Annotated in this window: 13 protein-coding genes and 1 tRNA gene; 9 read left to right on the top strand and 5 right to left on the bottom strand. The window is 44.4% G+C overall.

Annotated elements, in window-relative coordinates:
- Positions 1–56 precede the first annotated feature (56 nt).
- From QZY09_RS12105 to QZY09_RS12090, 4 genes are all read left to right on the top strand, one after another.
- Entirely contained in the window at positions 57–1217 is a 1161-nt protein-coding gene (locus tag QZY09_RS12105; protein WP_295672726.1) for a FecR family protein, read from the top strand.
- A 207-nt stretch (positions 1218–1424) separates the two neighbouring features.
- Positions 1425–4637: a TonB-dependent receptor gene (locus tag QZY09_RS12100; protein ID WP_295672725.1), complete on the top strand. Its 3213-nt coding sequence runs from the start codon at positions 1425–1427 to the stop codon at positions 4635–4637.
- Positions 4638–4660: 23 nt separating this feature from the next.
- Positions 4661–6172 carry a RagB/SusD family nutrient uptake outer membrane protein gene (locus QZY09_RS12095; RefSeq protein ID WP_295672724.1) on the top strand — a complete coding sequence of 504 codons (1512 nt, stop codon included), beginning with the start codon at positions 4661–4663 and terminating at the stop codon, positions 6170–6172.
- 25 nt (positions 6173–6197) lie between these two features.
- Complete coding sequence (locus QZY09_RS12090; RefSeq protein WP_295672722.1) at positions 6198–7181, top strand: hypothetical protein; 984 nt, start codon at positions 6198–6200, stop codon at positions 7179–7181.
- A gap of 462 nt (positions 7182–7643) precedes the next feature.
- Here the strand turns inward: QZY09_RS12090 and QZY09_RS12085 are convergent, their stop codons facing one another.
- Both QZY09_RS12085 and rbsK read right to left on the bottom strand, forming a co-directional pair.
- Positions 7644–10985: a vitamin B12-dependent ribonucleotide reductase gene (locus tag QZY09_RS12085; protein WP_295672720.1), complete on the bottom strand. Its 3342-nt coding sequence runs from the start codon at positions 10983–10985 to the stop codon at positions 7644–7646.
- Between the two features lie 274 nt (positions 10986–11259).
- The gene (gene rbsK / locus QZY09_RS12080) at positions 11260–12156 is read right to left on the bottom strand and encodes a ribokinase (protein WP_295672719.1); all 897 of its coding nucleotides are present in this window, start codon (positions 12154–12156) and stop codon (positions 11260–11262) included.
- A gap of 351 nt (positions 12157–12507) precedes the next feature.
- Between rbsK and QZY09_RS12075 the strand changes: the two genes are divergently transcribed.
- Entirely contained in the window at positions 12508–14538 is a 2031-nt protein-coding gene (locus QZY09_RS12075; RefSeq protein WP_295672717.1) for a hypothetical protein, read from the top strand.
- Between the two features lie 179 nt (positions 14539–14717).
- Positions 14718–16988, top strand: a complete 2271-nt coding sequence (locus tag QZY09_RS12070) for a Tex family protein (protein WP_295672715.1) — start codon at positions 14718–14720, stop codon at positions 16986–16988.
- 59 nt (positions 16989–17047) lie between these two features.
- On the opposite strand, the gene QZY09_RS12065 is transcribed toward QZY09_RS12070, so the two are convergent.
- Positions 17048–17524 carry an Lrp/AsnC ligand binding domain-containing protein gene (locus QZY09_RS12065; RefSeq protein WP_096356414.1) on the bottom strand — a complete coding sequence of 159 codons (477 nt, stop codon included), beginning with the start codon at positions 17522–17524 and terminating at the stop codon, positions 17048–17050.
- A 151-nt stretch (positions 17525–17675) separates the two neighbouring features.
- On the opposite strand from QZY09_RS12065, the gene QZY09_RS12060 reads away from it, so the two are divergent.
- From QZY09_RS12060 to QZY09_RS12050, 3 genes are all read left to right on the top strand, one after another.
- Positions 17676–17787: transfer RNA gene (locus QZY09_RS12060), tRNA-Asp, on the top strand.
- A 559-nt stretch (positions 17788–18346) separates the two neighbouring features.
- Positions 18347–21337, top strand: coding sequence for an amidohydrolase family protein (locus QZY09_RS12055; protein WP_295672712.1), 2991 nt, complete (start codon positions 18347–18349; stop codon positions 21335–21337).
- Between the two features lie 139 nt (positions 21338–21476).
- A complete protein-coding gene (locus tag QZY09_RS12050) occupies positions 21477–22793 on the top strand; it encodes an amidohydrolase family protein (protein ID WP_295672711.1) in 1317 nt (438 codons plus the stop codon).
- A 179-nt stretch (positions 22794–22972) separates the two neighbouring features.
- Here the strand turns inward: QZY09_RS12050 and QZY09_RS12045 are convergent, their stop codons facing one another.
- Positions 22973–24166 carry a glycoside hydrolase family 172 protein gene (locus tag QZY09_RS12045; RefSeq protein WP_295672709.1) on the bottom strand — a complete coding sequence of 398 codons (1194 nt, stop codon included), beginning with the start codon at positions 24164–24166 and terminating at the stop codon, positions 22973–22975.
- An 88-nt stretch (positions 24167–24254) separates the two neighbouring features.
- Positions 24255–25101 (bottom strand): hypothetical protein (locus QZY09_RS12040; RefSeq protein ID WP_367119216.1); only part of this gene is annotated, 847 nt, incomplete at its 5' end.

Genomic DNA, 25101 nt, shown 5'->3' with positions numbered 1-25101 from the left:
TATGTGTGTTGATACACAAAAATGTGCCTATATAAGTACCAACCAAATAAACTTGAATGAAGCGCCAGGACTATAATGCCCTTTATAAAAAATATCTTGCAGGAAAATGTACGCCCGAAGAATGGGAGTTATTAAATGCTTTTGAAGATGAACCCGGCTTGGAAGACATTGCCTGGGACGCTGAACTTGGCGACGAGGAGGAAGCTGAAAACAGGATATTTAGCAAAATTACCGAAGGTGTTACCGAAAAGCTGCCCGTTAAAACAATCAGATTTGGGTGGCTGTACATTGCAGCCTCGTTTTTATTACTGGCAACCGCTATGGGTGTGTATGTTTTAAACACGCGCCATAAAAAGCAGCAACTGGCAGTTAACAAAGTTAAGCCGGTAAAAAACGATATTTTGCCCGGCGGCAATAAAGCCATCTTAACCCTGTCAAACGGGTCAACCATTGTGCTTAACAGTGCAAAGGATGGTGTTATTACCAAAGAGGGCGGCGCGGCGGTAAACAAAACCCAAAACGGGCAACTGGTATACCAGGCAAATGATGAGCAAAACGGTGCTGCCACTGCCGCCCCTATAGTTTATAATACGGTTACCACGCCCCGCGGCGGTGAGTACCAGATTGTGCTGGCCGATGGCACCAAAGCCTGGCTCAACGCGGCATCATCCCTCAAATTCCCTACTGCGTTTACCGGCAATACCCGCCAGGTTGAAATTACCGGCGAAGTATATTTTGAGGTAGCCAAAAATAAAGACAAGCCATTTATTGTAACTTCAAACGGCGCCGAGGTGGAAGTACTGGGTACCCACTTTGATGTAATGGCTTATAATGATGAACCAGTGATAAAAACCACACTGTTGGAGGGGTCGGTGAAATTCAGGAAAAACAAAGCTGAAGTATTATTAAGCCCGGGCGAGCAGGCGGTATCAGCCTATGCCTCGGGCAATATAAAAGTGCAAAAAGCCAATATTGGCGAAACGATGGCCTGGCGTGATGGTTATTTTGTTTTCCAGGATGAAAATATCCAGGGCATTATGCGCAAGGTATCCCGGTGGTACAATGTGGAGGTGGTTTACAAGGGCAATATGGAGGATAAAGAATATGGCGGGAAAATATCGCGCTACAAAAACATATCAGACGTATTAAAGAGTTTAGAACTGACCGGAACGATACATTTTAAAGTTGAAGAAAGGAGGGTTACTGTTATGCAATAAAGTTACTTAACCTAACAGTGCCTTAAAAAACAAACCCAGGAGCATTCGCAGTGCCCCTGAGTTTTGTACTTGTTGCCAAGCAGGTGTAAGGCCATTTAAAAACCAATTACTTCGTAACAACTAATTATTAACTAACCTAACATTCAAATGTATAAAATTTATACTGCATTTAAATGCAGAAGAATCCCAGTTAAACTATTGTTAACCATGAAGCTCACCATTGTTTTAATGCTTACAATTTTATTACAGGCCGGAGCTGCAACTTATGCCCAAAAAATAACCCTGAATAAAAAAGGCGCCTCGTTAAAAGAGGTTTTTGAAGCGATACAGCAACAAAGCAATTATACTGTAGTGTATGATTCAAAAATGATCAGGGCAACTAAACCGGTGAGTGTATCTTTTAAAGATGCTTCGCTTGAAGAAGTGCTGGATAAGTGCCTGCTTGATCAGTCGTTAACCTATACCATTAATCTGAATACTATTGTGATCCGTAAGAAAGCGGAACTGCCCCCGGTTATAGAAGCATTACTTAAAATTACGGGTAAAGTAACTGATTCAAAGGGCCAGCCGCTTATCGGTGCAACTATCAGTATAAAAAATGGTAAAAACATTGCAGTAACCGATGTTAACGGCGCTTTTACGATCTCTGTTCCCGAGAATACCATTATCAGGGTATCTTATATCGGCTTTATAGCACAGGATGTAGCGGTTGACGGAAAGACCGAACTATCTATTGTTTTAAAAGAGGCCGCAGGCAGCTTAAACGAAGTAGTGGTGGTTGGTTACGGTACCCAGCGCAAGCAGGACCTTACCGGCGCTGTAGCCGTAATCGGCTCAAAGGAGCTTGAAGACAGGCCAAATACGCAGTTTGGTTATTCAATTGAAGGTAAAGCTGCCGGCGTACAGGTGATCAGGCCATCGGGCCAGCCGGATGCAGGTTTCTCCATCAAAATACGCGGTACTTCGTCTATCACTTCGGGCACCGACCCGCTTTATATTGTTGACGATGTGCCAACTTATAACACCAACGAAATTAACCCGGCGGATATTGAAACCATCACCGTATTAAAAGATGCATCGGCAGCGGCCATTTATGGTAGCAGCGGCGCAAACGGTGTGGTATTGATCACTACCAAACATGGTGCAAAAAACCAAAAATCAAGGGTTAATTATAATGGTTCTGTAACATCATCACAGGTATGGAAGAAACTGCAGGTATTAAATACGCCTCAATTTGAAACATTGATGGCCGAAATGGGGATCAGCTTACCTGATCCAACCAATTTTACCAATACCAACTGGCAGAACCTGGTTTTCAGGAACGCGCTTTCGCAAAGCCACAATGTATCCATATCGGGCGGTAGCGATAATACCACCTATTACATTTCAGGATCTTATGTAAAACAGGAGGGTATCGTAATTAATAATAATGTAGGCCGGGCCACTTTTAAAGTAAACCTGGACCATAAAGTAAGCGACTTGTTAAAAGTTGGAACCAATATATCTTATGACCGTTGGTCGGATGTGAGCGTTCCTGAAGGGTATTCAAACGGCGTAATTACCAGGTTGATTACCGCAGTGCCAATTATTGGCGTTTGGAATCCGCTGAACCCTACCCAATATGCGGTAAGCCCTGTAGCTCCGGTAGATATTGAGAACCCGGTTTCGGTTGCTTACCAACCTCAAAATTTACTCGTAAACCACCGCTTTAACGGCAATGCCAATGCTGAACTGAGTATTTTACCAGGTTTAAAATTAAAGAGCATTTTTGGACTTGAACACAGCAATAGCATAGCAACCTCTTTCCAGAATTCAATTCAAACCAGTTATGGCCGGTCAATGGATGGTCTCGCTGCTGAAAATGATAACAACTATGATTACTGGATCTCAGAAAACACACTGAATTATACCAAAAAAATAAAGGATCATAGTTTTGCCTTACTGGTAGGTTATGTAGCTTCGGATGAAAGCAATCGCAGCGTTTACCTTGCTTCGCATGGTTTTGGTGGCAGTACAGCTATTACCACTGTGACCGCCGGAACGGTGCAATCAGTACCGCAGGTGAATATTTATGATAAGACCCATGAATCATTTATCGGCAGGCTGAACTATAATTATAAGGACAGGTACCTGTTAACATCCAATTTACGGGCGGATGCGTCCAGCATATTCTCTTCAAAAAACAGGTGGGGTTACTTCCCTTCGTTTTCAGTAGGCTGGAGAATTTCCAATGAGGATTTCTTTAAAAACGTAACAGCTGTAAGCGATCTTAAACTGCGTGCGGGCTGGGGTATTGTGGGTAATGATGCCATTGCGCCCTATTCAAGGTACGGTTTGATCGGCCTTTCAACTTATGTGATCGGCGGCAGCTCGGTAACCGCTTATGTACCGTCAACCTTGTCAAATGATAATTTAAAATGGGAACAAACGGCACAATACAATATAGGCCTTGATTTTGGTTTGCTGAACAACCGGGTAACCATTACCACTGATTATTACGACAAAAAAACCACTAACCTGTTATTGAACGCGCCGATACCGGCAAGCGTTGGCGTTGGTGGCAATACCGCTATCATCAATGCAGGTTCTATTCAGAACAAAGGTTTTGAATTCCAGCTTACTTCAAAAAATATAGTTAACCGTGATTTTACCTGGAGTACTGACTTTAATATCTATTTAAACCGCGGTAAAGTATTGGATGTAGTTGGCCAGACACTGTTTACAGGTAATGTTAACGTTGCAGGTAATACTTACCAGACAGCCTTGGTAAAGGCAGGTCTGCCACTGGGTTCTTTTTATGGCAAGTATGCCCTTGGGGTTGATCCGGCCACCGGAAACGAAAAGTATTTGCAAAATAAAGCAGGTGCTGATAGTTTGGGCGTGATAGGTAACGCAAATCCTAAGTATGCTTATGGTTTAACCAACTCATTCACCTATAAAAGATTCACGCTGAATATATTTTTACAGGGCGAGCAGGGTAACCAGATATTTAATGCAACCAGGATGCTGACTGAATCAATGACCATTGGTGAAAACCAGTCGGCTGCGGTTTTAAGAAGGTGGAAAAATCCGGGAGACATTACCGATATCCCTAAATCATCACCAAATGATCCCAGCAATTCCTATCCGTCAACAAGGTTTATCGAAAACGGATCGTACTTAAGGGTTAAATCGCTAACACTGGGTTACTCGTTGCCTGAGTCGGTACTGAATAAGTTAAAAATAAGCCGTTTTATGCTTTACATCACAGCTGAAAACTTATTTACGTTTACCAAATACTCAGGATTCGACCCGGAAACAAGTATGTTTAACAGTTCGTCAAATTCAGATACTGCCAGTAAAAACACAGCCCCCGGGGTTGATTATGGCAACTATCCGCAATCAAGGGACTTTATTTTAGGTGTTAACGTAACTTTTTAACCTTAACTTATTAATGTAAGATCATGAAAAAGAAAACGATATTTTTAATAACGCTCCTTTTTGCAGTAGCAATGGGATCGTGCCGGAAATTTTTAGATACCACCCCACAAACAAGTCTTACCACGGGGAACGCCTACAACTCGGCGCAGGATATTGAAAATGCAATAGCCGGTTGTTACCAGATATTTATGGGCAGCGATTATTACCAGTGGGAAAATGTAATGCTGAGCGATAACAGATCCGATAACGCCTATCCCGGCGGTGGCGGCGAAGCTACCTTTGTTGAGGAGGATCAGTTTACGATGCCGGCAAGTAATAGTCACATGTATGCCCTTTGGTCGCAGTTATACCAGGGTATAGCACATTGCAACCTTTTAATGGCCAATATTAACGGAGCAAGTGGCTTAGCAGCCGACCGCAAAGCGCAGATCATTGGCGAAGCCAGCTTTTTAAGGGCATTCCATTATTACCAGCTGGTAAAAACATGGGGTGGTGTGCCTATCGAGCTGGAGTCAAACACGGCAGACCCTAAAGTTACCCGTAAACCTCGTTCAACTGAAACACAGGTGTATGACCAGATCAACGCCGACCTGCAGGTGGCCGTTGCCAATTTGCCCGACAGCTATGGAAGCGACGCTTCAGTAAACAAGGTACGTGCTACAAAAGGCGCAGCATATGCATTGCTGGCAAAAATTTGGGCACAACGTAGCGACAGGGATTACAACAAAGTGCTTACCTATTGTAAAGATGTGGTAAACAGCCCAGCAGGTTATTCGCTGGTTTCAAGTTACAGCAGCCTATTTGATGGCAGCCACTATTTCAATTCAGAATCTATTTTGGAGATCCCGTTCACAGCGGGCGGTCCCAATGCAAGCTGGGGTGTCGAACTGTTTTTAGCCCCCGAAGATGGCTGGCAAAAATACGGCGTTCCGGCGCATGACCTGGTAAACGCATTTGTTGCCGAAGGTGACACAGTTAGAGAAAACGCCAGCGTTTTATTTGTTACCAAAGATGTTAACGGTAACCCTATAGCCTGGGCTGATGAAAACTGGAACCCTTGCCAGGACCCAACCAAACCAACCCCGTTTGCTTACAAACAAAAGCATCCGAATGGTTGGTCAAGCGGTGACCACTTTTACCTGCTGCGTTTGGATGATATCATCCTGCTGCAGGCTGAAGCCGATAACCAACTGGGTAATACCGCAGAGGCCATATCGCTGTTAAATAAAATCAGGAACCGCGTGGGCTTACCTAATACGACCGCCAGTACACAAGGAGCCCTTACTACAGCTATACTAAATGAGAGAAGGCTGGAACTGGCTTTTGAAGCGCAGCGCTGGGATGACTTAACCCGCCTGGGTGTGGCCACCACTGTGATGGCTAACTTAAAAGAGTATAAATACACCTGTAACAACGGTGTGCCAAGTGCTCCGATCCCAATTGTTTACACTTGTGATAAAAACCACTGGTTAATGCCGCTACCGCTTACAGAGATCAACAATAACCCCAATTTAGTGCAAAACCCTGGTTATTAATATGAAGCACGCTAATAATAACAGGATGGCCTATATAATAAATGTAGTTGTTACCATGTTTTTGGTACTGTTATTTTCGTGCGGTAAAAATAATTTAGGGAACAATTCAAATGGTTCCACCCCTGTTACAGTACAAAAACCACCTGTCCTAAAGGGCAGGCTGGTTTTTCATAGTTATTCGTGCTATAGCTGTAACGATTCAAAGCTGTTTATGTTAGATTTTTCAACCGGAGTTTTAACGCAAATAAATACCGGCTGGAATATCGACGATTGCATGAATGCTGATTTTAGCCCCGATGGGAAGTATATTGTTTTTATGGGGACCGATAAAGTAACAGGTAACTGGGATGTGTATTTGTGGCTGGTAAATTCGGCCGCACAACCGGTGAACCTTACGGCTGCTTTGGGCGCTTCGTCGCGGGACGAGGACCCAAAGTTTTCAAACAGCGGCACCCGCATTGTATTTAAGCACAACGGGCACCTGGCCGAAATGGATTTGAGCGGAAATATTACCCGCACCATTACCGGCGGCAGCGGCGAAGAATCAATGCCGTATTATATTTATAACGACAGTAAGATATTATATGCGGAAGGCGGAGGAGCAGGTTCGGATATTTATATGGTAGATAAAAGCGGCGTCAGTACCAAAACCGAAGCATCGTTACCAAACATACAGGAGTACTACCCGATAGGCAAGGATAGTGTATCATTTTTATATACCGGCGGCTTAAGTGCAACCAGCGCAAACGACCAGATCTTCAGGGGATTTTATGATAAAAGTAAAATAGCCCAGTATTTGCCGTTTAATGAGCCTTCGGCCAATTATTCCGATCCTTATCCATGTAATGACGAATATGTTTTCCTGTCGAGTACCCGCACCGGCACCAAAGGCGGTTACGATTTGTATTTAGCCGATATTAAAACCGGCAATATATGGTCGTTAAACGTTTACAATTTGAATGTTAATTCGGCCAATGAGGAGTTGGGTTCATGTTATAACCCCAATTAAAAGCTAGATACAATCAACACAAATGAAATTTTAATTGCCGGCAATACAACCGGCAATGCTGAATAAAGAACTTGGGTGATCAGAAAACTTGGGGCCTGAGATTTAGTTGTATTACATCGTTTAGCCATGATGTTGAGTGCGTTCCGGTGTGAGATCCGGAGCGCATTTTTTATTTACCTTATATTGTAATCAATCGCTCTTCAATCACTCGTCCGGCCCTAATAATATATTTGAAAATAAACGGACAACGCGAGTCCATAAAAAAAGCCCCGGTGCACTACTCCCGGGGCTAACTAAAATTAAACTATAAAACTGAACACAAAACGCCTTTTTTAGGTGAAAGCTAAAAGGTAAAAGCACAAAGCTTTTCCTGCACACTCTTCAAGACCGCCTTCCAGCTTTAATTATTATAAAAATCCTCACTATTCTTAAGCTTTTAGCTTTAGTCTTTCTGCTTTAAGCTTAAGAACATCCCATCGAGTTACCGCAGTTTAAGCACTTGTAACAGGTGCCTGAGCGCACGGTGGTATGTCCGCAGGTGTTGCATGCCGGGGCATCGCTTTGTACACCCATGGTAATATCAACACTGTATTGTTTTTTTATGCTGATCTTTTGTTCCATCGCAGCAGGTTTCTCTGCCGGATGATAAACATTCGTTTCATCAGTATTCACATCCTCGTCTATCATTTGCGGGTTGCCGGTAATACCGTTTTGCTCGGTAATTACATGCACCAGGTCGGTACGGTCCTGGTATTCGTAACCCAGCATCCTGAAGATATAATCGATAATACTGGTGGCGCTTTTAATATTGGCATGGCCAACCACCATACCGGCCGGTTCAAAACGGGTAAAGGTAAATTTCTCTACATATTCTTCCAGCGGTACGCCATACTGCAGGCCAACCGAAACGGCAATGGCAAAACAGTTCATCAGCGAACGGAACGTTGCACCCTCTTTGTGCATATCTACAAAAATCTCACCTAAAGTACCATCTTCATATTCGCCGGTGCGTACATAAACGGTTTGCCCGTCTATAATAGCTTTTTGGGTATAGCCGCGGCGTTTAAATGGCAGCACCTTCTTTTGAACTACACGGCTCAGCTGGCGCATAAAGGCGGTATCTTTCGATTTTTCCATAATCGCCATAGCTGCTTCCAGTACCTGGTCGGGGGTAAGGTCGCTTAGCTTAACGTTAGCTGCTTTGCCTAATACCTCTTCAACTGTTTCCAGCTTGTCTTCCGAAACCTCTTCTTTATCTTCTTTTACATCCGACTTGGTCGACAATGGCTGCGACAGTTTACAACCATCACGGTAAAGCGCGTTGGCTTTTAAGCCTAAGCGCCATGACAGTTCGTAACAATCCTTGATCTCATCAACCTTAGCCTCATTTGGCAGGTTAATGGTTTTGGAGATAGCGCCTGACAGGAAGGGCTGTGCCGCCGCCATCATTTTAATGTGTCCATGCGAATGGATGTAACGCTCGCCTTTGGCGCCGCATTTATTGGCGCAATCAAATATCGGGTAGTGTTCTCTTTTCAGGTATGGGGCGCCTTCAATAGTCATGGTGCCGCAGATGTATTCATTTGCTTCCGCTATCTGTTTGTTGCTGAAGCCCAGGCCACGTAACACATTAAAATCAGGCGCGTTGTATTGTTCAGCAGTAAAGCCCAGGCGTTTCAAACATTCTTCACCCATCGACCAGATGTTAAAAGCAAAACTGATCTCGAAAGCGGATACAATACCTTTATCCAGTTTCTCCAGCTCATCGTCACTTAAGCCTTTTGATTTAAGGCTGTCGAAATTGATATGCGGTGCACCTTTTAGTGTAGCAGCGCCTTTGGCGTAGTTGATGATGGTGGTTACTTCATGTTCGGCATAACCCAAATTGCTCAATGCTTCGGGTACTGCCTGGTTAATGATCTTAAAATAACCGCCGCCGGATAGTTTTTTAAATTTAACCAACGCGAAATCGGGTTCGATTCCGGTAGTATCGCAATCCATTACCAAACCGATGGTGCCTGTTGGGGCAATAACGGTGGTTTGGGCGTTGCGATAGCCGTATTTTTCGCCCATTTCAACCGCCTTATCCCATGAGTTGCAGGCAGCTGAAAGTAAATAATCAGGACATTGGATCTGATCGATGCCCGGAGGGTGGATTTCCAGCCCATCGAAATTATCAGTAGAGTTATAGGCTGCGTATCGGTGGTTGCGCATTACACGCAGCATGTGCTGTTTATTATCTTCATAACGGCTAAACGGACCGAGCTCCCTTGCCATTTCGGCAGAGGTGGCATAGGCGGTGCCGGTCATGATAGCGGTAATAGCCGCGGCAATTGCACGGGCCTTTTTGCTATCATAAGGGATGCCATTCACCATTAAGGCTGAACCAAGGTTGGCATAGCCTAAACCAAGGGTGCGGTAATCGTAGGATAACTGTGCCACTTCTTTCGAAGGGAACTGTGCCATCAGTACCGAGATCTCCAAAACAATAGTCCAGATACGGCAGGTATGCTCAAAGCCTTTTACATCGAACACGCGGGTTTCTTTATCGAAGAAATGCGCCAGGTTGATAGAAGCCAGGTTACATGCCGTGTTGTCTAAAAACATGTACTCCGAACATGGGTTGGAGGCATTGATTCGGCCGCCTTCGGGGCAGGTATGCCACTCGTTAATGGTGCTGTCAAACTGTACACCGGGATCGGCGCAGGCCCAGGCTGCAAAAGCGATATCATCCCAAAGCTTTTGTGCGGGTATGGACTTAACAGGCTTACCGGTCATGCGGCTGGTTAAATCCCAGTTAGTTCCGTTTTTTAATGCTTTAAAAAAATTATTGGGGATGCGAACCGAGTTGTTTGAATTTTGACCGGATACCGTGCGGTAAGCCTCGCCTTCATAATCTGAAGAATAGCCCGCTGCAATTAATGCCGCCACTTTTTTCTCTTCTTCTACCTTCCAGTTTACAAAGCTTTCAATTTCGGGGTGGTCCAAATCAAGACAAACCATTTTGGCTGCCCTGCGGGTAGTTCCGCCAGATTTAATGGCACCTGCTGCCCGGTCCCCTATTTTCAGGAACGACATTAAGCCGGACGAATAACCACCGCCCGATAGCTTTTCACTTTCGCCGCGAATTTTGGAGAAGTTGGTGCCTACGCCAGAGCCATATTTAAAGATCCGCGCTTCGCGAACCCAAAGGTCCATCACGCCGCCTTCGTTTACCAGGTCGTCCTCAACGGAGAGGATAAAACAGGCATGCGGCTGCGGACGCTCATATGCGGATGTGGATTTACTTAATTTTTTGGTAGTTGGGTCAACAAAATAATGGCCCTGCGGTTTCCCGCTGATATTATAGGAGCTGTAAAGCCCGGTATTGAACCATTGCGGCGAGTTTGGCGCAGCCAGCTGCCCGGTAATGGTATAAACAATTTCATCATAAAAAACATCGGCATCTTTTTCCGAAGCAAAATAGCCGTAACGCATCCCCCAGTCTTTCCAGCAATGGGCCATGCGGTGGGCAACCTGTTTAATGCTTTTTTCGGATCCGGTTGAACCGTCAGCCAAAGGGACACCGGCTTTACGGAAATACTTCTGGGCGAGGATATCTGTCGCCACTTGCGACCACGAAGTCGGAACTTCCACATCATTCATTTCAAATACGGCATCACCCGAAGGGTTCCGGATCACGGAGGCGCGCATCTCATATTTAAATTGATCGAAAACGTTGATACTTTCCCTGGTAAAATGCCTGTTTACCTTCAAGCCGCCTGTGTTCTCAGCATGTGTATTTTTGTAGAGTTCGCCTCCCATATCCGTAGAAATTAAATGATCAGAAAATAATTTAAAAAAAACTAAAGAGCGTTTTACTCAAATCTATCAGTCATAAAAGTCCCCTGCAATTTGTAGTTTTCCACACCCTGTTGGGAAGTGCCATATCCTTAGTTCCAAAAAGGCAAAACATGTAGTTTACAATGATTTAACGTTGTGGAAAGATAGCGTTTGGGGTTGATTTATGCGTTAACGGGTGAAATTGAACAATTTAGGGATGGGAATTTTTAAACCCAAAAAAAAGTTTTTACCGTCTTTACAATTCACTCCGCATAGGTGCTGAAGCCTGCGCTCCCATCCTTGTTACCGAAATCGCCGCAGCTTTGCAGGCAAATGCGACCGCTGCTTCCGCGTCCATGTTTTCCGTAAGCGCCACCGCCAATGCACCGTTAAAAACATCCCCGGCCGCGGTACTGTCAACGGCCGTTACCAATGGCGAGGGGATGATCTTATTTAACAAATCATCGTGATGATAGGCCCCTTTAGAACCTAAGGTAATGATCACATTTTTTACACCTTTATTCATTAATATAGCTGCCGCGGCTGCTGCGCTTTGCCCGTCAGTAACTTTTACCCCGGTTAGCAGTTCAGCTTCGGTTTCATTTGGAGTAATAGTGTGAACAAATTGAAAAATTGCATCATCCAAAACACAGGCGGGAGCAGGATTTAAAATAACCTTCGCACCTTTTTGGTGGCATTTTTCGATAGCATAAGCTACCGTTTGGAGAGGAATCTCCATCTGGATCAAAACAATATCGCCGGGTTCTATTTTTTCGATTACTTTTTCAAGATCGGCTGCCTGGAGGTTACCGTTCGAACCTGGCGCTACGGCGATGCTGTTTTCACCTTTGGCATCTACCAAAATGAGCGCTACGCCGGAAGGATGAACAGGATCGGCGCTGATAAAATCAGTATTGATACCCACATCCTTAAAACCCTGCACGGCCTGCCTGCCGAAAATATCGTCGCCAACCTTGCAGGCAAAAGTAACGTTGCCGCCCAATTTAGCCGCAGCAACGGCCTGGTTGGCGCCTTTGCCGCCGGCGGTCATTAAAAACTCGCCGCCAAGGATAGTTTCCCCTGGTGCAGGTAATTTCTCCGACCGGATAACCATATCCGTATTGGAGCTTCCGATAACAAATATTGATGACACTGAATTGGGTGTTTTATTGGTACAGCAAGATAGGGATATTTAATTGAAACCCAATCGGATTTATAAAAGATGCACCTTACTCACTCTCAAATTCACATTCACAAAACTGCAGTATTAAAGGTTAAACGCCCGTTATTAATTTATTGCTATATTTATGATTGATTCTGATCCTTGAAATTTCAAACAAACCTATTCGCTTTGAAGCCTTTACTAATTTTATCCTTTTTTATTATAACATGGAATTGTTCATTTAGCCAAAACAATGATCGCGATAGTATTTCACGTGTGATTGCGAAACGCATTGTCAAAGAGAAAGGCATAAAACTGTCGCCTGAATTTAAAGGAAGTGCATTGGACAAAATCAGAATTGGTTTGCTTAATGGTGATAAAACAGATCTGTTAAAAATAGCCCCATATTTAGACAGCACAAGAAAGCTCACCGAATATTTGGGATACCATATACTGGAAACGGAAGAGCGGCAGATCGCTCAAAGGCTGATAATTGAAAATTGCATTTTTTTGAATACCGAAATAGTGATCGACAATAAAATTACCGCGAAATCCTTTTTTACTTTCTATAAACAAAATGAAAAGCGAATCGGCTTTTCTGTAGATGCGGGTGCGTTTCTGATAGCGCCACTTAAAGACAGAAGTGTAAACTTTGAAATTCAAGAGCTATCAGAAACTGACAAAAACAATTTAAAGGAGAATGAAAATGTCCTGTTAAATCTGCCATGGGTAAAAAAGAACCACATTGAGCAATTGATCAACAGCAAAAACCCCTATGCTCTATTTAAAATTGCCGCTGAGTTGTTTAAGGGCAGAAATCGTTTTGATAATTATCAGTCTGATGCAAAGAATTATATCGACCTGCTTGATCTTTTAACGGGAACCGAAACCGGCGTTAAGAATGAACATCAAAAAATTACCTTGCATATTGATAAAGATTACGACCCGGCATCCAGGCTTAATTTACTGATCTATTTTGCAAAAAACTATCCTTTTTATAAATGGAATGAAACAACGGGTAGATTTGAAAACGACAACATCAAGGTTGAACCAATCGAGCAGGAACGTGTTTATTTTCAACTATTAAGTTCAAAAGTTGACTCTGTTGCATTAAATGCATTTTTAAAACTGACAACAGGAGATGTTTTAAGGGTGCAAAGACTAGCAGATGAGTACGAAAATGCTGACATGGATCACAATTACGTTTTGCCCATCTTTCCTTTTCGTTTTCTGAAGCAGATGGTTGCCTTAACTGATTATTGCAAAAGCAATCATATTGATTTTAAAGGCGGTCCCGATGTGTTGGACAATTGCGATAGACTGAATAGCAAACTATCCTTTCCTCAACGTTATCAACTCGAAAATAAACTGATCAATACATTGTCATTAAATAATATCACCGCATATGAATACTGGTTTTTGGTTTATGAACAATCGAACGACCTTTCTTATTCCGCAGGCAGGATACTTGACGCCTTCTATTCAAAAAATTGGAGCAAAATCGTCAACGATAAAAAGCAATCAGATCTCTATCTCAAAAAATCAATCCTGTTTGAAAGGCTAGGAATAATTGGGATATGCAATAATTATCTCAATAAGTTTATTAATGCTGATTCGGCAACGTTAAACATGCTTAAGCAAAATGTTTCTTCAGATCAGGATATTAACTTTCAAATGGCAAAAGCTATCAAATTAGGCGAACGAATACAGCCGTTTAAAATTGCTTCAAAAAAATATAACGGGGGTAACTATGATACCATTGTTAATGATTTTGAAAAGAAGCTGCCGGAATTGATGCATCTGAAGATAGATTCCTCGGATCGGGATGAAAAGGTTTCAACATTGCTTTCACAAATTAATTACAACCAGGTAGGAGTTGCCTTAAAGCTTATTGAAAATTATTCCTTTAAGTGGAATGATAGTAAGTACACATTTATGGACCGGGATTTTGGATTTTTCAATTGCGATTTTAACGACCCGGTTATAAGAGGCGATTTTTTGGACTACTACAATAAGCATACTGAAGCCGAAGTATACGCTCATTATCTGGATAAGGCGAAAATAGTCTATAAAAATGCATACCAATCCTTAAACTACGATAAGATTTATGAGATGTTAAAGTTTGATACAGCTAATGCTTTTGTTGGTGGAGGCGGAGCAACCCGCGATAACGAGGTTTATTTGCTGATTAAATTACTTGAGTTAAATTTTAAAACCACCCTTGGTTTTCCGTGTAAACTTTGTAATTCTGCTAATATGAATGGCTGCGATTCTTTAGACCGAGCAAAAGAGTGGAGGAATTACTTAAAGGAAAATAAGTTGTTAAAATTAAGCCATAAGGAGCCTATGTCTTTCAATTACCAGGACAATTAGAATTTCCCTTTTTGTTGATAACCTCCTCTTGAATATTCCCCCAATTCTGCTCAACTTCGCCGTTCATTATTTTTTGGGATTGCACCGATTTGAAAAGGATGACACCGATTTAAATCGGGAAATCAAAACAATAATGGATATAGTCAAATAGTCATAATCGGTGTAATAAAAAAAAATCGGTGAAATCATTATATAATAAAATAGCTTCCGAGCTTTCCATAGCCAAAAAGCAGGTAAGTGCAACGGTTGACCTGTTGGATGAAGGCGCTACTGTCCCCTTTATCTCACGTTACCGCAAAGAGCTGACCGGCACGCTGGACGAGGTGCAGGTAACCGCCATCCGCGACCGCATCCAACAACTGCGCGACCTGGATAAACGCCGCGAAGCTATCCTGAAATCACTTACCGAAATGGGGAAATTGACCCCCGAACTGGAAAAACAGATCAATGCAGCGGAAACTATGGTGGCCCTGGAAGATATCTACCTGCCCTATCGCCCTAAAAGGAAAACCCGCGCTACGGCAGCCCGCGAAAAAGGCCTGCAGCCCCTGGCTGATCTGCTGATGGAGCAAAAACGGATTGACGTGGAAGCCGAAGCCGCCAAATATATTGATGAAGAAAAAGGCGTGAAAAGCCAGGAAGAAGCCTTAGCCGGCGCCCGGGATATCCTCGCCGAGTTCATCAGCGAGAATGCTGAAGTGCGTACCCAGATGCGGAGCCTTTTTATCGAAAAAGGGGTATTCCAATCAAAAGTGGTAGAAGGCAAGGAAGTGGCAGGGATAAAGTATAAAGATTATTTCGATTGGACAGAGCCTGTAAAAACTGTTCCCTCGCATCGTATTTTGGCTATGCGCCGCGGCGAAAAAGAAGAAATATTATGGCTTGACCTAAAACCGGAGGAAGACGAAGCCATAGATCTGCTCGAAAAAGCATTTTTAACCGGCAATAATACCAGTGCCGACCAGGTAAAACAAGCTATTGCTGATGGATATAAACGTTTGCTGAAACCATCTATGGAAACTGAGGTGCGCTTGTTTACCAAAAAGAAGGCAGATGAAGAGGCGAGCAGGGTATTTGCTGAAAATGCACGCCAGCTTTTATTGGGCGCACCGCTTGGTCAGAAACGTACTATGGCGATTGACCCGGGTTTCCGTACGGGCTGCAAGGTGGTTTGTTTGGATGAACAAGGGAAACTGCTTGAATATACGGCCATTTTCCCGCACACCGGCCCCGGACAGGCGCGCGAGGCGGAAAAAACCACGAAACATTTGTTTGAAAAATATAATATAGAGGCCATCGCCATAGGTAATGGTACTGCAGGACGAGAAACAGAAGTTTTTATCCGCAACCTTAACCTGCCCCACGCAGCCATTGTAATGGTGAATGAAAGCGGCGCTTCTATTTATTCAGCATCAGATGTGGCGAGGGAAGAATTCCCGGAACAGGATATTACGGTAAGAGGCGCTGTGTCTATTGGCCGCAGGCTGATGGACCCGCTGGCAGAACTGGTAAAGATCGACCCGAAATCAATCGGTGTTGGCCAGTACCAGCACGATGTGGATCAAACCAAACTGCAAACTTCACTGGATGATACTGTGATGAGCTGTGTAAACGCAGTTGGGGTGGAATTAAACACGGCTTCAAAACAAATTTTAGCCTATGTATCCGGCCTTGGCCCGCAACTGGCACAAAATATTGTGGAATACCGCAACCAGAATGGCGCCTTTAAACGCCGCGACCAGCTGAAGAAAGTTCCGCGTTTGGGCGATAAAGCTTTTGAACAGGCAGCGGGTTTCCTGCGGATCCATCACGCGGAAAACCCTTTGGATACCAGTGCCGTACACCCGGAAAGATATGCACTGGTGGAACAAATGGCCAAAGACCTGAAATGTTCTGTAAAAGAATTAATGGGTGATGATAAGCTGCGCAAAAGCATACCGTTATTAAAATATACGTCTGAAACCGTGGGCTTGCCGACGTTGAATGATATAATTGCCGAACTGGCCAAACCCGGCCGCGACCCGCGCGAACAATTTGAAGCGTTCAGCTTTACGGAAGGGGTGAAGTCCATCAACGATTTAAAAATAGGAATGAAGCTGCCGGGCATCGTCACCAACATCACCAATTTTGGCGCATTTGTAGATATCGGCGTTCACCAGGACGGGCTGGTGCATTTAAGCCAGATCACTAACCGGTTTATTAAGGATGCCAACGAAATATTAAAGGTTGCCCAAAAGGTTGAAGTTACCGTAACTGACGTGGATATTAACCGCAAGCGTATTGCACTATCCATGAAAGAGAATGAACCAAAACCTGCTGAAAGGGAAAGAAGGGAGCCTGTTAGTTCACAACGGCCGGCGCAAAAACCGGTATTTAATAAAAAACCAGCGCCGCAGCCGGAGAGTGACCTGCAAATAAAACTGGCTGCTTTGAAAGATAAATTCAGGTAAAACTACAAAGACTTACGAAGTTTTTAAAACTTCGTAAGTCTCAAAATATAGGTTAGTTTTTACTCCAAAGTGATCTGCCTGCGGATACTTTCTTCCAGTGAAATGAAAGTTTCGGTCCGCTGGATGCCTTTAACACCCTGGATCTGTTCGTTTAAAACTTCACGTAAATGAGTGGTGTCATGGCACACAATTTTGGCAAAAATGCTGTAGCTACCGGTGGTGTAATGGAGTTCGACGATCTCTTTTACAGTCTTCAACTGCTTTACGGCATCGTTATATTGCGAGCCTTTTTCCAGGAAAATGCCCAGGAAAGCAGTGATATCATACCCTAATTTTTGGGGATCCACCTCCAAACTGGCACCCTTTATCACACCCATTTCTTCCAACTTTTTCATCCTCACGTGTATAGTTCCGCCGGAAACGATCAACTCTTTAGCAATCTCAGTGTATGGAGTGGTCGCATTTTTCATTAATATTGATAAAATCTGTATGTCGAGATTATCAATTTCTAAATTTTGAGCTTTTCTGTGGGACATAAATTCGGAAAATTTTATTTATATACAAGAATAATTAAAATCTGATAAAAATACAAATATTCTATTGAAATATTTGCAACAAATAGATAGTCCTGTTAGATTTGTATCAAGCCAATGACAAAAGCCGATCGTTCTTTTTAATAATACATAATGTTGGGTGGTGAAATTTTAGGCAGACACACCTCCTTGTCCCGGTGGCGGAGAATATGGAAAACCCGAAGCGGGCTAACCACTCTGTGAAGGTTCGAATCCTTCCCCAACAGCTTTTTCTAAGTCTTGAGTCGAAAGTCTCAAGTCTTGAGTCAAAAACAAGAGAAGTAAAGTTGATGACTCGAAATAAAAATACTGTTTTAAGAAGTTAGTCAAGAGCATAAGTTAAATACGACTAAAGACTCAGGACTTCCGACTTAAGACTTTTTATCCTGTAGGATGGTGAAATTTTAGGCAGACACACCTCCTTGTCCCGGTGGCGAAGATCATGGGAAACTCTTAGCAATAAGAATAACCACTTCTTGAAGGTTCGACCCCTTCTCCTACAGCTCTTCTCATAATTTAGGTTTATAATTGGTTAGCAAAGGCCCCTGCCCATCAGGGGCTTTGCTTATATACAGGGTTTTTATTTGTTAATTTGACAAATAAAAAATAGATCAGGGAACCAAGTTGAAAAGTTGAGGAATAGAATTATAACATTTAAAGAAGGTGTAATCTCTGTTTTACCTTAATTATTCGCGATACACTTTTCTTGTAACAATCCCATCACAAAAACTCCCATCACAAACCAAGCCGCCAATATTTGTATATTAGTGGAACTATTAACTGACCATGAAGAAATTTTTACTTTTTTGTGGGGTCATGCTTGTGGCCCGGCTGTGTTTTGCGCAGGAAACATTTCCTGTTAATGGCCCCTGGGACGTCCGCCCCGGCCAGTATGCCTTTATCAATGCAAATATTGTCGCCAGTGCCGATCAGCCGGTTGTCAATGGCACTTTGCTAGTGAAAGACCGCGTGATTGAAGGCCTCGGCGCAGGCCTGGCGGTACCCAAAGGCTACGTGGTGATCGACCTGAAAGGTAAATACATTTACCCCGGCTTGATTGATGCCTATACCACTTACGGCATACCCGAAGCCCCGCGCACAGCTTTTCCGCAAGGCGGCGGATTTGGCCGCTTGCCGGTTTATACCTCTGCCAAAGCAGGTGCCTATAACTGGAACGAAGCGATTAAACCGGAAATGAATGCCAAATCCATTTTTCATGCCGATGTTTCTAAGGCGGAAGAATTTCGCAAAAATGGCTTTACCACGGTACAAACATTGATACATGACGGGATATCGCGCGGCACTTCAGCTGCGGTTACTTTAGGCGATGAACGGGATAACGAACTGGTGCTGAACGACGAGGCTGCGGCGCAATATTCATTCAGCAAAGGTACTGCGGCAACAAATTACCCGTCTTCGCTGATGGGCGCCATCGCATTGCTCCGCCAGACGTATTATGATGCCGCCTGGTACAAAAACCAAAAAGAAGAATACAACATCTCGCTTGACGAATTTAACAAGGCACAAACTATCCCCCAGGTATTTGAAGTTTCTGACGCGTTAATGGTGCTTCGCGCCAATAAAATAGCCAAAGAGTTCGGTAAGCAATATATTTATAAAACCGACGGCAAAGAATACCGCCGCCTGGATGCCATGAAGGCTACCGGCAGCAGTTTCATCATCCCGCTCACTTTTCCCGAGCCTTATGATGTGGAAGATCCGCTGGAGGCCCGCAATATCAGCTATACGCAGTTAAAGGATTGGGAGCTCTCGCCAACCAACCCTGTTGCTTTGGAAAAAGCAGGTATCAATTTCGCTATCACATCTTTCGGTTTAGATAAATCCACTGATTTTTGGAACAACCTGCACACTGCCCTGGATTACGGACTAAGCGAAAAACAGGCTTTAAAAGCATTAACCATTACCCCTGCCGAAATGCTGGGTATCGCTGATAAAACAGGCAGCCTGGCCAAAGGAAAAATCGCGAGTTTTATTATCACCTCCGACGACCTGTTTAAAAAAGACAATATCATTTATGAAAACTGGGTTGAAGGGCGTCAATATGTAGTTACCCGTATGGATGTAACCGACCTGCGCGGCAATTATATGGTAGCGAGCGATGCCCTGCAGGGTTTAACCCTAAAGATCGGCGGTACGCCGGGCAGCTATGATGTAAATGTAGAACGGAGCGCAGACAGCGTACAGGCAAAAGGCACCATTACCCGAAGTGGCGATATGGTAAGCATCTATTTCGACCTGAAAAATAAACCTTCGGGCAATATCAGGCTAAATGGTTATATCACCAGCATGAACCCGCTTGCATTTAGCGGCAACGGCATTTTGCCTGATGGTACCGATTTTAAATGGATGACCACCTATACGGGCCCTGCCAAAGGCGGAGACAGCAAAAAAGACCAGGCGAAGCCGGATACAACCGCAGGCCCGGTAGTCTACCCATTTGTTGCCTACGGTGCTCCTAAATTGCCAAAGGCTGAAACGGTGCTTTTTAAAAACGCCACCGTTTGGACAAACGAAAGCGAAGGCATTTTGCAAAACACTGATGTGCTGATCGCCAACGGAAAAATAAAAACCATCGGCAAAAACCTTTCTGACGCCGGCGCAAAAGTGATCGATGCAACAGGGAAACACCTTTCGGCTGGCATTGTGGATGAACACTCTCATATCGCTATCACCAACGGCATCAACGAGGGCACCCAGGCGGTAACGTCGGAAGTAAGGATAGGCGATGTGCTTAATCCGGAAGATATCAGCATTTACCGGCAACTGGCTGGTGGGGTTACCACCTCGCAAATATTGCACGGCTCGGCAAATCCTATCGGCGGGCAAAACCAGGTGATCAAACACCGATGGGGCGTGCTGCCTGAGGAGTTGAAATATGAAAACGCCCCGGAGTTTATCAAATTCGCTTTAGGCGAAAATGTTAAAGGAAGCAATAACGGTTACGTGCCGGGCGCCACGCTGCGCTACCCGCAAAGCCGCATGGGAGTTGAACAGGTTTATGTAGACGAGTTTACCCGGGCCAAAGAATACAAAGCCGCACGCGCCGCCAAAGGCAGTACCGTGCGCCGCGACCTGGAGCTGGATGCCATTGCGGAGATCCTTGACGGGAAGCGATATATTACCTGCCACTCCTATGTACAATCTGAAATTAATATGCTGATGCATGTGGCCGATTCTATGGGCTTTAAGATCAACACCTTTACCCACATACTGGAAGGCTATAAAATGGCTGATAAAATGAAGGCCCACGGCATCAATGGTTCCACCTTCTCAGACTGGTGGGCTTATAAAATGGAAGTTGCCGAAGCCATTCCCTATAACGGCGCTATCATGCACAATGAAGGTGTAAACGTGGCCTTTAACTCCGACGATGATGAAATGGGCCGCCGCCTTAACCAGGAAGCCGGCAAAGCAGTAACCTATGGTAAAGTAAGCGAAGAAGAAGCGTTGAAATTTGTAACCCTTAACCCGGCAAAAATGCTGCATATCGATAAATGGGTGGGCAGTATTAAAGCCGGCAAAGATGCCGATTTGGTGCTTTGGTCCGCTGATCCATTATCTATTTATGCAGTGGTTCAAAAAACGTATGTAGATGGGCTCCCTTACTGGGATCTGGAAAAAGACGCCGCCAACCAAAAAGCCCTTAAAGCCGATGAAGCACGCATCATACAGAAAATGATTGCTGCTAAAAACAAAGGCGCAGTAACGCAAAAAGCGCCGGGCCGCAGGCCAAGGAGCGAAGAGGAGGAAGACTAGCCCCCCGGGCCCCCTAAAGGGGGAGTATAAAAACGAGCGAAAAGCTTTAAACGTGATATAATTTTTAATGAAAGATAATTTTAAACGATAAAAAATAATGCCTCCCCCTTTAGGGGGTCGGGGGGCTGGTGGACTTTTTATGAAAAACTTATTTACAATTTTAGGGGGATTATTGCTGAGCGTTTCCCTCGCTTTCGGGCAGGCTGGTATTTCGCCGGCCAGGCCGCAAACTAAACCGGTTATTATTACCGGGGCTGTTATCCATGTAGGCAATGGGCAGGTGATCAATAATGGCTATGTTGCATTTGATAAAGGAAAAATAACGGCTATTGGCGAAGGCGCTGCGCCAAATACCAACGGCGCCGACGTGATCGATGCCACAGGCAAACAAATTTACCCGGGTTTTATTTGCCCGATAACCAGCCTTGGCCTGGTGGAGATTGAAGAAGGCGCCCGCGGTACAGTAGATGAAGACGAAACCGGCGATATTAACCCGGATGCGCGCACTTTAGTCGCTTTTAATACCGATTCCAAAGTCATCCCTACCGTTCGTTCAAACGGGATCCTGTTGGCGCAGCCTACACCTACCGGTGGCATTATTTCGGGGGAGTCGTCAGTAGTACAGCTGGATGCCTGGAACTGGGAAGACGCAGCCTATAAAACAGATATCGGCATTCATTTAAACTGGCCGGTTGCAGTAGTAAATACCCGCCGCAGGGCGGCACCAACGCCGGGTACTCCGCAAGAATCACCGGGTGAAAGGACGCAAAAAGCAATTGATGCCATTGAAAAACTATTTGCGGAAGCAAAAGCCTATGCCGAAATTGGCAAGCCCGAAGTTACCAATGTACGCTTCGAGGCGATGAAAGGCCTGTTTAACGGCAGCAAGAAATTGTTTGTAAATGCCGATGGCGCCAAAGAGATCATGCAGGCAGTGGCATTCGCCAAAAAAATGGGTATGTCAGCCGTTATTGTTGGCGGAAGCGAATCGTATTTGGTAACTGAAGTACTGAAAAGTAATAACGTCCCGGTAATATTAAGGGAGACACAAAGGCTGCCCGACAGGGCCGAGGATGATGTTTACCTGCCCTACAAACTCCCCAAAATACTGCAGGATGCCAGCGTATTGTATGGCCTCACAGGGATAGGTTTCTGGCGGCAGCGCAACCTGCCGTTTGAGGCGGGGCAGTCGGTAGGTTATGGGTTAACAAAAGAGCAGGCTTTAAGCATGATCACCCAAAACAACGCCAAAATCTTAGGCATCGATAAAACCACCGGGACATTAGAAGTAGGTAAAGACGCTAACCTGTTCATCTCAAACGGCGATGCCCTTGATATGCTCACCCTCGACGTGATAAAGGAATTTATACAAGGCCGGGACATTAACCTGGACAACCTGCACAAACAGCTTTACAAAAAGTGGAGCGATAAATATGGATTAAAAACGGATTTGTAGGATTTATTTTAGGCGCCTTGCTTGTCATTTAGACCGCAGGGAGAAGTCTTCACCAACATGCTCCCCTGGGCATATTGCGCGATTAAGATTTCTCTGTTTAGAAAAGACAAAGTGTTTTAGGGTTGGTTGTGCTGGGTTTTATAGGTTACCCTTTTCACCAAACTGATGACCCAATGACGCTACTTCACCCTATCCCCAACCGGAGCCAGTTCTTTCAATTTATCCTCGGGCTTATCAAGGTAAAAATAGGCGGTGGCGCAGTAATCATCAACGCGGTAAAAGTTTACCCAGCCGGCGGGGAAACTGGCGTCGGTTAAGGGCATGGGTTTATCCAGCAGGCGGGTAAAGCCGTGTTCGGTGGCTACGGTGACTATTTTATTGGGGATGCCTTTGGCCTGTATAGCTTTTAGCTGCACATTGGTTCCCCCGCCAATTTCTTGGATGGTCGCTTTAAAGTTATCCTCAAAATAAACCGCATCCGGTATGTGGAAACGGTAAAAGGCATATTGCTTTTTGGCCGTATCGGCAATTAAACAGCCCTGGTACTGGTGCGTAAACTGGCCCTCGCCCCAACCGGTGCCTATGTAGTCTTCGGAGCCGGTGCCGTTAATGGTAGGGTATTTTCTATCATCATCAATATACATCTTCACTTCCCCTTCGCCCCACCAGGTTTCGCCATAGCCGGGGTTAACGTTAATGCCCACATTTACCCCCAAAAAACGGCCGCGACCTTTAACTTCGGGCAATAGCTCAAAGTCGTGGCCCACTTCGCTGTTGTTGTTTGAGCGGTTCCAGCAGGCGTGGAAATACAGCATATCCTCCTGCGCTTTATCCAGCAGGTTATAGTCGATATCAAAAAATAACAGGTCGAGGTTAGTGCTGCTTTCGTTGGTGAGCACCACTTTGGCAGCCGTTTTAAAAGGCATGGGGATATAACAGTTAAAGCTATGCCCCTCCGGATCGGTAAACAAGGCCGACTGGAACGCCACAGGCCTGCCCAGGCCAACGCAAAAGAAATCGCCGAACGGCACATCTACTGCAGGCTTATCTTCGCCATCCCAATACATGCGCAGGCGCAAAGAGCGCAGCATGGCCGGGCTGCGGTCGTTTATGGTAAACCACATGCGCTGGATCACCCCGGCAGAGCGTACGTTAAGCAGGGTTTTGCTTTCGCCCGCTTTTAACGATTCGAAGGCGTTGCCTTTACCGCCCTGGTTGGTTTTGCCGCCTTCGCCTTTTTCGCCTTTAATATTCTCAAAACTGCTCACCCGCGATTGTACGCCTTTGGGCATGGTGTAAAGTTCCTGGGCGGAGACGGTGGCTGTTATAAACAGCAACAGCGCCGGCAAAAATAAACAGCAATAGGTTTTCATAACTTGTGGTTTGCTGGATTAAATTGGTAACAAATAAAGATACACTTCTTGCTATCTTTATTAAATAAAAAATAGTACGACATTCCTTTTATCTTCCGGACACTAAAAGCCCGCGGGCAAACGCGATCCCTGATTTCTGATATTTGTTATAGGCCATTACAGCCCTTTCCCGTATGTTTTCATGCGATTCATTTACTATAATATATCCCGAAATGGCGTCATGGAGCGTGTAGGCTTCAGGGCACATTAACCCGGTAGTCCAAACTAAAGGATAGGCTTTGGCGCTATTTATAAATCCACCAAAATACGTCTTGCTTACACAAGCCAAAATAATGCAATCCCTTGATTTTCCATCAATATTTCCAAATGAATCTGGCAATCTAAAATCCATCAACCCATCATGCCCAATGTATGCAAGAAGACAGGCGTTTCCATCAAAACCTATTATGGAGTGGTTCACGTGCAATGTATCTTTCAGCTGTCCCGAACAACTGTTTAAAAAATCAATTGTGGTTTGTTTGATGTATTTACCGTCATAGGCATCGGCGATGAGATAATAATTGCTGAAATTATTTTTAAAAATCAGGCGTTCTAAAATAAGATTGCTGACTTTTTCTTTTTTGACGAGTTTCCACTCTTTGCTTTTTTTAAAATAGGTGCGCACACCGAAATCACCACCCCAATAAAGATTGTTGTCTGGGTCTTGCCCGTTTCCTATTTTCGGTGGCACAGGGACAATGCCCTGGTACTTATTGTCGCACAACGCTACGAAAATATGAATTGTTTTTATTGCCGCGTTTGAATATGAAATGAAGGTCAGAGGGTGTGTTTTTTTATTTTTAACTACTTCTTTTTTAGAGTTAAAACGGCACGATGATAATGCCAATAAAATCAACACAGTGCTACATATTATTTTATTGTATTTAAAAAAAGCT

Origin of the sequence: uncultured Mucilaginibacter sp. (genome assembly GCF_903913935.1) — a bacterium.
In the GTDB taxonomy this organism is placed as follows: Bacteria; Bacteroidota; Bacteroidia; order Sphingobacteriales; family Sphingobacteriaceae; genus Mucilaginibacter.
Note: the sequence above shows the minus strand (reverse complement) of the source record. Positions and strands in the feature narration are given on the sequence as shown.